This is a genomic window from Candidatus Pantoea carbekii, from assembly GCF_000971765.1.
GTDB classification, from domain to species: domain Bacteria; phylum Pseudomonadota; class Gammaproteobacteria; order Enterobacterales; family Enterobacteriaceae; genus Pantoea_A; species Pantoea_A carbekii.
The window spans coordinates 68,199-79,664 of record NZ_CP010907.1 but is presented as its reverse complement, the minus strand read 5'-3'; the positions used below and the strand labels follow the sequence as shown (position 1 = coordinate 79,664).

The 11,466-nt window shown below is 28.5% G+C and carries 8 protein-coding genes, 2 tRNA genes and 1 other RNA gene; 5 read left to right on the top strand and 6 right to left on the bottom strand.

All coding sequences use genetic code 11. From position 1 onward, the window contains the following. Nucleotides 1-183 precede the first annotated feature (183 nt). On the top strand, nucleotides 184-1,548 hold the full coding sequence (gene tilS / locus BMSBPS_RS00285) for a tRNA lysidine(34) synthetase TilS (RefSeq protein ID WP_046201051.1): 1,365 nt from the start codon (nucleotides 184-186) through the stop codon (nucleotides 1,546-1,548). 70 nt (nucleotides 1,549-1,618) lie between these two features. Here tilS and BMSBPS_RS00280 read toward each other — a convergent pair whose 3' ends face one another. Beyond that, nucleotides 1,619-3,346 carry a proline--tRNA ligase gene (locus BMSBPS_RS00280; RefSeq protein ID WP_022564420.1) on the bottom strand — a complete coding sequence of 576 codons (1,728 nt, stop codon included), beginning with the start codon at nucleotides 3,344-3,346 and terminating at the stop codon, nucleotides 1,619-1,621. Nucleotides 3,347-3,965: 619 nt separating this feature from the next. Here BMSBPS_RS00280 and gmhB point away from each other — a divergent pair. From gmhB to BMSBPS_RS00265, 3 genes are all read left to right on the top strand, one after another. After that, on the top strand, nucleotides 3,966-4,547 hold the full coding sequence (gene gmhB / locus BMSBPS_RS00275) for a D-glycero-beta-D-manno-heptose 1,7-bisphosphate 7-phosphatase (protein WP_022564419.1): 582 nt from the start codon (nucleotides 3,966-3,968) through the stop codon (nucleotides 4,545-4,547). A 117-nt stretch (nucleotides 4,548-4,664) separates the two neighbouring features. Beyond that, nucleotides 4,665-4,741, top strand: a tRNA-Ile gene (locus tag BMSBPS_RS00270). A gap of 62 nt (nucleotides 4,742-4,803) precedes the next feature. Then, nucleotides 4,804-4,876 (top strand) — tRNA-Ala (locus tag BMSBPS_RS00265). A 247-nt stretch (nucleotides 4,877-5,123) separates the two neighbouring features. Here BMSBPS_RS00265 and mobA read toward each other — a convergent pair. From mobA to smpB, 4 genes are all read right to left on the bottom strand, one after another. Next, nucleotides 5,124-5,693 carry a molybdenum cofactor guanylyltransferase MobA gene (gene mobA / locus BMSBPS_RS00260; RefSeq protein ID WP_022564418.1) on the bottom strand — a complete coding sequence of 190 codons (570 nt, stop codon included), beginning with the start codon at nucleotides 5,691-5,693 and terminating at the stop codon, nucleotides 5,124-5,126. Nucleotides 5,694-5,823: 130 nt separating this feature from the next. Next, on the bottom strand, nucleotides 5,824-7,179 hold the full coding sequence (gene pssA, locus BMSBPS_RS00255) for a CDP-diacylglycerol--serine O-phosphatidyltransferase (protein ID WP_022564417.1): 1,356 nt from the start codon (nucleotides 7,177-7,179) through the stop codon (nucleotides 5,824-5,826). Nucleotides 7,180-8,202: 1,023 nt separating this feature from the next. Further along, nucleotides 8,203-8,570: a transfer-messenger RNA gene (ssrA, locus tag BMSBPS_RS04485) on the bottom strand. A 46-nt stretch (nucleotides 8,571-8,616) separates the two neighbouring features. After that, nucleotides 8,617-9,099, bottom strand: coding sequence for an SsrA-binding protein SmpB (gene smpB, locus BMSBPS_RS00250; protein WP_022564415.1), 483 nt, complete (start codon nucleotides 9,097-9,099; stop codon nucleotides 8,617-8,619). A 376-nt stretch (nucleotides 9,100-9,475) separates the two neighbouring features. Here smpB and BMSBPS_RS00245 point away from each other — a divergent pair, with 376 nt between their 5' ends. Further along, nucleotides 9,476-9,790, top strand: coding sequence for an RnfH family protein (locus BMSBPS_RS00245; RefSeq protein ID WP_022564414.1), 315 nt, complete (start codon nucleotides 9,476-9,478; stop codon nucleotides 9,788-9,790). A 20-nt stretch (nucleotides 9,791-9,810) separates the two neighbouring features. On the opposite strand, the gene bamE is transcribed toward BMSBPS_RS00245, so the two are convergent. After that, on the bottom strand, nucleotides 9,811-10,161 hold the full coding sequence (gene bamE / locus BMSBPS_RS00240; RefSeq protein WP_022564413.1) for an outer membrane protein assembly factor BamE: 351 nt from the start codon (nucleotides 10,159-10,161) through the stop codon (nucleotides 9,811-9,813). Between the last annotated feature and the right edge of the window lie 1,305 nt (nucleotides 10,162-11,466).

Below are 11,466 nucleotides of genomic sequence, written 5' to 3'. Positions count from 1 at the left end.
ATCTAATAATATATGTTAGATAATACTTACTTTGACGTCAGTACTTTTTATTATCAAGAAATAGTAAATACGACTTAATAAAAATTCGTTTTTAAAAAATATTAGAGTAATATTTATAACTTCTTATTTGATTGTATAAAATCTAGATATGCAATAATATTTACTGAATTTAAGGGAATATTCATGCCTTTATCCCATATTACTTCGCTTATTCATGCTGAAACACATTGTGTGTTAGCATTTAGTGGTGGACTTGACTCGACAGTTTTATTACATCAACTAATGTGTTGGAAAAATGAACAACGCATATCATCATCTGAATCACACATTCGTGTACTACATATTCATCATGGATTAAGCCCGAATGCTGATGATTGGGCATTGCATTGTAAGCAAATTTGTGAAAAATGGAAAGTACCGTATGAGGTATTGCATGTTAAAATTAATTTACATTCCAGCAGTAGCATAGAAGCTGCTGCACGTGATGTTCGTTATCAAGTACTATTTGAGAAATTACGGCCTGGTGAGTGCTTATTAACTGCACAACACCTTGATGATCAATGTGAAACTATACTATTGGCATTAAAGCGTGGTAGTGGACCCACAGGTTTAGCAGGTATGTCCTTAAAACGTCGAATTAACGGATATTTACATCTTCGACCCTTCTTAAATCTTAGTCGTGAATATTTAGAAGCGTATGCAAAAAAACATCAGCTTTCTTGGATAAACGATGAAAGTAATGTAGATAATTGTTATGATCGCGTTTTTTTGCGATTACACATTATACCTTTACTAAAAAAACGTTGGCCATATTTTAATAAATCTACTTTACGAAGTGCTGCTCTTTGTGCTGAACAAGAGCAGTTGTTAGACGAACTTTTAGCTGGACAACTTGAAAAGTTGATTGACGAGCAGGGTGCCTTATATTTTATACCATTGTTAGCAATCAGTGAAGTACATCGTCATGCACTATTACGTCGCTGGATTGCTATACAAGGAGGCAAAATGCCTTCACGAGAAGCATTAAAACGTATTACTTTCGAAGTTATGCGTAGTCGAAAAGACGCACAACCGCGCTTGCGCTGCATAACGCATGAAGTACGCCGTTATAGACAAAAGCTTTATTGGTTACCACAGTTAACATCGTTGAATAACTATATACTTATTTGGGCTGATCGTAATCAACCATTGTGTTTACCTCAAAATTTAGGTTATTTACAAGCAAATAATAATATTGTGCAATTTCGTTTTCCAACAAATAACGAACAGATTACTATTCGATTTGTTGCCCATGGATACTATAATATTTTGGGTCGGTTTGGTCGTTGTAAAATGAAAAAATTATGGCAAGAGTTAGGTGTTCCACCTTGGCAACGACAACGTATTCCCCTCATTTATTATAATGAAGAATTAATCGGTTCTCCTGAATTATTTACTACTTTTGAAGGAATATCTAAAGATAAGCAAGGTTGGAAACCAGTTTGGATAAAAACTATAAAAAGTAATTGTAAAATACAGGATTTACATGGTAGTATACAAGAGTATTAATAATTGAATGTAGAAATAGTGATTACATTTTAAGTAGTTATATTACTCCAATATAATTAAAAGCGAAGAGTTAGGTTTGTTTATTGAGTTTATTAATAATAAAATCAATAATATGACATTTTTTAATCATTTGTGTTTCATGAGTGCTTCGTGATTTGTATTCAATATTTTTAACATTACAATTTTTATCGCTAATTATAATAACATGTGGTATACCTATTAGATCGATGTCAGAAAACATTACACCAACACGCTCTTTTCGATCGTCAATAATAACATCTACACCTTTTGAACGTAGTGTTTGATATAATTCTTCCGCTACTGCTTTTACCTGAAAAGAGGATTTGTACATATTTATAGGAAGAATAGCAACTTCAAATGGTGCAAGTGCTGTTGGCCAAGTAATACCTAGATTGTCGTGATGTTGCTCAATTGCCGCTGCTACCAAGCGAGTAATACCGATGCCATAACAACCCATAATAACAATTTTCTCATGACCATTTTCATCTTGAACAGTCGCTTTCATTATATTAGAATATTTAGTACCAAGTTGAAAAATATGAGCTACTTCAATACCACGTGAAATTTGTAAAATACCTTTTCCGTCCGGACTGAGATCACCCTGGACTACATTTCGAATATCTTCTATGCGCGGTTCTGGCAAATCACGTCCCCAATTAATTCCTTTAAGATGTTTACCATCAATATTAGCCCCAGCACAAAAATCGCTAATTTTGGCTACAGTGCGATCAGCAACTACTGGAATAGTTAAACCCACAGGACCGAGTGAACCAAAACTCGCACCTAACAACGTGTAAATTTGCTTTTCGGTTGCCATTTCTAACGGAGTTGATACAATATCTAATCTTTCAGCTTTAACGGTATTTAGGTGATGATCACCTCGTAGTAATAGTGCAACCAAAGAATTACCTTGTTTTTGTGTAGATTTTACAAATAACGTTTTGACAGTTTTTTCAATAGGTATTTGATATTGTTTGACTAATTCAGAAATTGTTTTTACACTAGGTGTATCAAATAGTGTCATGTTCTGAGTAGCCTTCAGACGGTCACCAAGAGGCGATAAAGCTTCAGCTTTCTCAATATTAGCAGCGTAATCTGATTGATCTGAGAAGATAATATAATCTTCTCCATTTTGTGCTAGCACTTGAAATTCATGTGACATATGTCCACCGATAGAGCCAGTATCGGCTTGTACTAAACGCACATTTAAACCCATACGCTTAAAGATTTGACTATAAGCGGAGGACATGACTTCATAAGTTTCTTCAAGTGACTCTTGTGAAGTGTGAAAAGAATATGCATCTTTCATAATAAATTCTCGGGAGCGAATGACTCCAAAACGAGGACGTATTTCATCACGAAATTTTGTTTGAATTTGATACAAATTAAGGGGTAGTTGTTTGTAAGATCGTAGCTCATTTCGCAACAAATCTGTTATTACTTCTTCATGCGTTGGACCTAAAATAAATGATTTTTGATGTCGATCTTTTATGTTTAATAATTCGGGACCATATTGTTTACAACGACCGCTTTCTTCCCATAAGTCAGTAGGTTGAACTATAGGCATTGAAATTTCTATTGCACCGATCCTATTCATTTCCTGACGGATAATGTTTTCTATTTTTCTAACTACACGCATGCCTGTTGGCAACCAGATATAAAGACCGCAAGTTAATTTACGAATCATACCGGCGCGTAACATCAGTTTATGACTAATAATTTCCGCATCGGAAGGTATTTCTTTCAAAGTAGATAGGAAATATTGACTAGTTCTCATGCATTAGAATTCCAATTTAAAATTATATTTTAAAAAGTTTTATGTAGCTAGTATAGCTATATTAAAAATAATTATTCAAAATAAAAATTTATAATTTTATTAATTTTTATATCTTTTTCATTTTATGCCGTTAACTAATAAAATTTAGTTAAAGAAACTAAAACAGCATATTCAATACTTCTACAGCAGTATACTGTATTGTATATTATCTCAAATAAATACCTTAACTATTTAAAATAGCAAGCCTTTTTAAATAGTTAAGGTATTTAAAATACAACTTATGCGTATATTTGCTATTAATAATAAAAATTAATACATTTCAGAATTTTTAAATGAATTAAATGATAAAAGTTAAATTTTACCTTGTTTATGAAAAAATTGTGAAGAAATATATTTTCTTCTATGATAAATATATTCATAAATCAAATAAATTCTCTGTTTCGAAACAGAAATAAACAATTGTATTGATTATATAAATAATTAACTATTTTCAATTAGTTTGATTCCTAATCATATATAACATCAATTATATGAAAAAATTTGCTAAATATATTAAACTCGCTCTATTTAATATAAAAAATAAATTTCATTATACAATTTTAGTAAAAGGAGCGTCTATTTGAAAAATAAAGTTCCTGCCATTTTTTTTGATCGTGATGGAACTTTGAACGTTGATTATGGTTATGTGCACACAATTGATAATTTTCAATTTATCCATGGTACTCTTGATGCATTACTAACATTAAAAAAAATGAATTTTGCATTAGTATTAGTAACCAACCAATCTGGTATTGCACGTAATCTTTTTACCGAAAGTCAATTTCTATCACTCACTGCATGGATGTATCGCTCTCTTGCTCATTGTGATATAATACTTGATGGGATTTATTATTGCCCGCATTTGCCGGAAGCTAAATTAGAAATTTACCGTCAAAAATGTGAATGTCGTAAACCTAAACCGGGAATGCTAATTGCTGCTCAAAGGCATTTAAACACTGATATGACTGCTTCTTATATGGTTGGAGACACCCTTGAAGATATGCAAGCAGCAAAGATGGCTTGCATTGGTACTAAAGTATTAGTGAAATCTGGCCAACCTATAACAAATAAAGCAAAAAGAGCAGCGGATTGGATAATAAATAGTTTAGCAGATCTACCAGAAAATATTAAAAAAAAATCTTTTGATAAATGGAAAAATTGAATTTTTTCTTGCACTGTTATAAAGGTTATTGTATCTTATATTTTTCAATAGGTGCTATAGTGAAATTATTGATGAAAATATTATTGAATTAAATTAATTTTATTATAGAGCCTGAACAGGCTTGTAGCTCAGTTGGTTAGAGCACACCCCTGATAAGGGTGAGGTCGGTGGTTCAAATCCACTCAGGCCTACCAGTATTTTGTATTGTCATTTAAAATATAAATGAAATTGAATAGTCTAAAAAATTTAAAATTGAGGGGCTATAGCTCAATTGGTAGAGCACCTGCTTTGCACGCAGGAGGTCAGCGGTTCGATCCCGCTTAGCTCCATTGTTCGTTTCTTGTCAATATATTTAATAATATAATATGTTGATGTTGTATTTGTGGTTAGCAAGATTTTTCTTTTAACCTTATAAGCACACAATACAATATTACTGCATAACTTTTCTGATAGATATCTTAATAATGAGCATAATATATCTTTGAACACAATTGTTACGTATAATATTGTGATGTTAGCAAGATAAAAATTGAATTTAGATTAAAATAGTTTAATTGGCGGATAAAATATTTTTTTCTATGCACTTTTTTCTATTAAATCATTTGGTGTATTAATATTTTTAAAAACTGATTCTATATCAGAAAAGATGACCGCGTGTCCACCTTGCTGATATAGAAATTTTTTTAGACGTCTTTCACCACACAATAGAAAAATTTGGAGTGCATTTCTTAAAGAATTATGTACCAATGATAATGTAGGATGATCTTTGATAAAGGATTTTACCCATACTGCGGGCGCAGTACCACGCTGTTCCCATAATCGTTTAACATAATTAATTGGAATAAATGGCATATCACAAGCACAGAATGCAACCCATTCCGTTTGAGAATGATACAAACCACTAAGCATTCCAGCTAGCGGTCCAGGATAATATGGAATTGAATCGGTAATGACTGGAAAACCGCTTGATTCATAATGATTAATATTACGATTTGCGCTGATAAATAAGTAATTAACCTGTGGGTAAAAGCGTTGTAATACATGTTGATACAGTAGTTTATGTTGAAATATTAATAGTCCTTTATCTTTTTCTTGCATTCTATTACTTTTTCCGCCTGCCAAAATAACTCCAGTAAATGAAACCATTGTATTTTACTCTTCAATTTTAAAAAGTTGCTTAAATTAATTATAATTAAGTTTATTTTATGATATTCACTGAAAAATAAGCAGTTTTGTTGATTTATCTATATTATTACGTACTTAAATAACTAATTAATTAAATTAAACGTTTTATTAACCGATCAATACTAATACGACGTAATCGACGAATTAGTTTACGTACTTTTTCTGGATATTCACATATGCTTTCGAGTTCACGGAAATGCTTAAGAATAGTTGTATTGTTACGAATTATTATTAGTTCTTTTTCTCTTTGTTTAGCTAATTCTTGCAAAGGATCGTGTATTAGTACTGCATTTTCTAAATCTAATCGCCAAGCGCGAGGATTTAAATTGTTTCCTGTAATCATCATCCATGTCTTATCAACCCAAATACCTTTGAGGTGGTAACTGTTATTACAATCTTTCCATATTCTAACAGTAAGTTGATGATTAGAAATATAATATTGCAGACGACTAAGAAAACGACGCAAATTAATTTCATATAAATAAGGCAGAGTAGAAATAATTTTAAATTTCTGATCAGCAGGAATGTAAAAATCGTTAGTTATTTTATCACCTACAATAATTTCTACTTTTTTCCCTTGACGTAATACTTGAATTATTTTACGCACTAAAATTGCGGGTGGATTAAAATAAGGCGTACAAAGAATGATTTTATATTTAGTACATAATACAAGATGTAGGATGGTCTTATTGATAATGTTATTCTTACCTAATCCAACTAATGGTGTTAATGCTAAGGTTTTATTGCCTACATTGCTTATAAAAGTATAGTTAACATTTTGTAAATATTGTCGAAATAGACGAACCTTTTTTTTAAATTTTAAATTATCAGGTTGTTGAAATTGATCGAGACGGTTAACTGCATCAGATCGTTTCAGATGCTTACAAATCCATTCGTACATGATATTAGTAAGATATGCATTACGAATTAAATGGTAACGATCATATCGGTATTTATCACACAGATGAAGGTACATATCATTTATGTTAGCACCACTATATAGTAGCATATCATCAATAATAATACCTTTAAGGTGTAACACACCAAGTGCTTCACGAGTATTGACTGGTATACCATAAACTGGAATTGCAATATCTGAATATTTTGAAGATATTTTATAGTACCAATTAGCATTTGTTGGACCACGTGCAATATCAATCCTTTTGCGTTGTGCGCGGTGCCAATCTACCCAAATACTGATATCTATCTTTGGATGTGTCTGACGAGCAACATATAGTGCTTGCATTATTCTACGACCTGCGCGATCATTTTCTAAATATAATGCAGTAATACAAATACGCTGTTGTGCTGTAGAGATCTTTTTTAATAAAATTTCACAAAATTCTGTAGGTGAATAAAATATGTTTATATCGTCTACAGATTGTGATATTTTAGGAAGTTGAGAAAGATATTTTTGGTGTTTATGAAAATTAAATTTAGACAACATGATAGTGTTTTTTTATCCACCATATAATCCTTGATTATTATCAAGTATTGATAAATTTATATTTCTATTGAAAATAAAGGTAAAATACAAAAAAAGAACACAATTTTAACTAAATTGATATTAACTATGTTAGGTGTTATCTCGTAGCAGATAATTTTTATTCATATACTAATTAAATCAATTAGATATGCTTTTTAAATTCCAAAGATACAACTCTTGCCATCCAATTGAATACGCATGTTTTTCAATAAATTTATTTAATGTTTGTTTGGTTATATATGTATCTATTACATTTTTGAGAATTTTAATTATTAAACTACCACAAAATATTTGAACGTTATTATATTTATTTAATCTCATTTAAAGCTTTTTTTTTATTGCATAGCATGCATTAAGTTATTAGATTATTGAGAATGTTACGTTATAGAAAATATGCAGGGGTAAACGCAGCTAGTACCAAAACTATTGCTGTATCATGTATTAACTTTTTAAAATTTTATGTTGGTTCTAATTTTGATTTTTATCGATTGTTCTCATTGTCAAATTACTACTATTCCTAATTAAATTAAATTAACACAACAATTGATATTATCATAAAAATTTTTATTTATTTATAAACTTCTATTTTTAAGTAATTTGAATTTTATAGAATATTTCAATACACAAATTGAAAACAACTGAAGAATACATATTGTATAAAATGATTGACAAATTCTTTTCTTTATTAATATTTTCAATAAAAACAATAAACTAATTGTTTTTCTAATTAAAAACAGCGTATCTGTTCTGGGATATAATGCTTTATGAACAACAATAGGTTTATAATTAATCAGTGTCTACATTATCCATGGGAAGCGTTTAATAGTAATCAAATAAATATTCAATCTGTTTTAATGAAAATTTTTCAATAATTTTTTTATAACGTTATCTAATAAATTAGGTTTTTGAACTTTTCTAGCTACATTGAACAATGTTTGATTTAATCATTTATTTATGCAAATTCAAAAATAAAAATTAATATTATCATGGAACTGGCGGGAGTCGAACCCGCGTCCAAAATTCCTACGTCCTCAGTACTACATGCTTAGTCTAATCTTTAATTTTGCTCATGAAGTGCGGACAGACACGCGCTTCATAAACTAGCTTCTGAAAAAATTTAACGTGTCCACCGTAAGCAAGGCATCTACGCGAGCTCTTAGTATCTTTGACCTTTCTTTTAACCCCGTCCTAAAGAGCAAAAGCTAGGAAGAAAGGGCTTTACACAGCATATTAGGCCGCTAAAGCGTAATTTTCTTTTTTTGCAACTATCTTTTGCGGTTTTTTACAAGGCCCACCGCACCTTGGCATGCACCTTAGATTTTGAAAATCTTGTCGAATCCATTATCAGCCCCGATGTGTCACATATTATTATAATCAAAAAACTTGATATAGCAATCATCAATAGGGAAATTTTTTTAAAATTCTTTCTTTTTGAATATTCCATTCACGATATTTAATATCATTACGTTTATCATAATCTTTTTTACCACGCGCAATGGCTAATTTTAGTTTAGCCCAAGCATTTTTCCAATAAAGTGATAATGCAATAATGGTATAACCTTTATAATGTATAGATCCATAAAGAAAGTCAAGTTCTCTTCTATTTAATAGTAATTTACGATTACGAATCGAATCGCATGTTATATGAGAAGAAGCTACCGAAAGCGGTTCAAATGTGGAACCAAATAGATAAGCTTCATTATTTTGTAATAAAATATAACTATTGCTAATATTGGCTTTATAAGAACGTAGTGCCTTGACTTCCCATCCATATAATACTATGCCTGCTTCCAATTCTTTCTCAATAAAAAACTCATAATGAGCGCGCTTGTTAACAGCAATGATACATGTATCAAGCCGACGCAATTTTTTTTTTGTCATAATAAAATATAGTATATGTTAAATATTAATTCATATTGATCGAATAGGGAAATCTATATTACTAATCTTTCTATACAGTAACATGTTTTTATTTTATATCATTGGCAAATTTTTTGTAATGCTATAATGCTAATTATAATATTGCTATACATTTAGTATGTTATGAAAAAATTTAAAATTAATTATAAAATTTTAAATTTTTTTAATATGCTTTATAAGCATAGGATTTAATCTTGATTTCATCAACATTAAATTTAATAGAATACACTTATAAATAAAGTTTTAATATATTTTATTATAATAAAAATTATTATTGAGATAATTTAAAAAATTATTAAAAAATAAATATAAATTGAATTTTTCAAAGGAATATTGTATGTCCAATATTACGGTAGAAGTAATATATGCTCTACCAGATAAACAGTATGTATATAGTATCACCTTAAAAAAAGGCGCAACAGTGCAACAAGCAATTGAAACTTCAGGATTGCTTTTATTACGCCAGGATATACAACTACATAAAAATAAAATTGGTATTTTTAGTCGATTAGTAACTTTAGATTATTTGATTGAAAATGGAGATCGAATAGAAATTTATCGTCCTTTAATTACTGATCCTAAAGAAATGCGCAGACAACGTGCACAATATGCAAAAACCAATAATACAAAAAAATGCGTTAAAAATAAATAAAAATATTTTTTTTATGATTACTAATGCTTGTTTTTGTTTATAAAGGTCTTGTCATTAATTTTTTTTAAAATATCTTTATCATTGAAGATAAGTGTAAATATTTGTTGTTTTAAAAGTTTATGATTCAACTCTTGACGAAAGATATAATACCAAATATTATTGTTGCTCAATGAATCTTGCAAAATGGGTGTTCCAAGAATATAAGCAATTTGTTGTTTTGTCATACCAATATGAATCTTTTTGAGATCATTGACAACTAGATAGTTACCCTGATTAATATCTGGATAATAAACAATACTTCTAAGATTAGAACATCCAACCGTCATACTTAATATTACTGCTATAAAAATAGCTGATATTTTACAATACATTCATTACATCCCCGTATTTGTAATCCTATGAATCAGTTTTGGTACGGTCTGTGAAAGATAAACTTGGTCATACTCAAAATTCAATATTACATAATGCCGTAAGAACTATGTATGATTTTTTATATTGTACTATCAGTTTTTACTTGTCTATTTCTTATCCAATATATAATACCATATATGTTACTTAAGTCAGAACTATTTATTTAATATACATAATCATTTTATGAGACCGAATAAAATTAACGTTTGGTTCAATTTTATTGATTATAATTGAATAGATCCAAAATCATATAAAAACTTTTATTATTTATATATTTATTATTTAAATAAGCATTTAGACATAGAGTTAAGCTTATTTATATGCTATTTTTTATTTTAAAAGGTTATTTTATAGTAATTGTAAAATCAAAAAATAATATTAATTATTTAATATACTACAATTAGTATATTATTCTCAATAATAGATAAGTTAATTAATTAGATCAAATTTAAGTATGTGTATGGTTATACGAATAAGTAAATATTCAATAATTTTCAAAAATTTTTAAGATTTATTGTTATAAATATTTTTCAATGTGAATTTCTACTATTATAAAACGTTAAAAATATAATCACTGTATTCTTAATCAAGAATGATAAATTGCTTTACGATTTTTTTATTAATTTTTATAATATTTGATTTAATTTAGTAAATACCAGGTAATTTATTCCCGATATTTTAGGAATTAAATATGATTTTTGCTTTAAATTAGTTTAAATAACACAATACATGTTAAAATTTAAAAGAATTCAATTAATTATATTATTCGATATGTTATTGATTTAAAATTTCTTTATTGTGCTGCCATAAAAACTCATTTTTTTAAATTTCCTATTCAATATAGTTAAATTTTAATCGTTCTTATAAAAGAATTCGCAAATTCACCATAATAATATTATTTTTTATTTATGGTATTTCACAAACTATAAATATTAGCTTTAACATTAAATTCTCGTGTTATATTGTACTTATCTTAATAGTTATAATAAAGTTTTGTATTATTTAAAATTTGAAATCGCATGTTTAATAAAATTAAACATCTATGATTAAATGACATTTAAAAATTTTTAATTAATAAAAACTTAAATATTAAAAACGTATATGTATTGAAATGTAGAATCATAATTATAATGTAAGTACCAAAATCGTGTTATTTTAGTAATCTATTACTACTGCTTTCCGCTAGTAAAAATTATTGTATAATAAGATAATGTTATTATATTTAAAATTAATTTTTACTGGTATAACAAAAATAGATTGTAAGA

Bases quoted from the DNA above. Each gene is read 5' to 3' on its own strand.
- BMSBPS_RS00280 (WP_022564420.1), bottom strand. From the start codon at position 3,346: ATGAGAACTAGTCAATATTTCCTATCTACTTTGAAAGAAATACCTTCC.
- BMSBPS_RS00245 (WP_022564414.1), top strand. From the start codon at position 9,476: ATGTCCAATATTACGGTAGAAGTAATATATGCTCTACCAGATAAACAG.
- pssA (WP_022564417.1), bottom strand. From the start codon at position 7,179: ATGTTGTCTAAATTTAATTTTCATAAACACCAAAAATATCTTTCTCAA.
- mobA (WP_022564418.1), bottom strand. From the start codon at position 5,693: ATGGTTTCATTTACTGGAGTTATTTTGGCAGGCGGAAAAAGTAATAGA.
- tilS (WP_046201051.1), top strand. From the start codon at position 184: ATGCCTTTATCCCATATTACTTCGCTTATTCATGCTGAAACACATTGT.
- bamE (WP_022564413.1), bottom strand. From the start codon at position 10,161: ATGTATTGTAAAATATCAGCTATTTTTATAGCAGTAATATTAAGTATG.
- smpB (WP_022564415.1), bottom strand. From the start codon at position 9,099: ATGACAAAAAAAAAATTGCGTCGGCTTGATACATGTATCATTGCTGTT.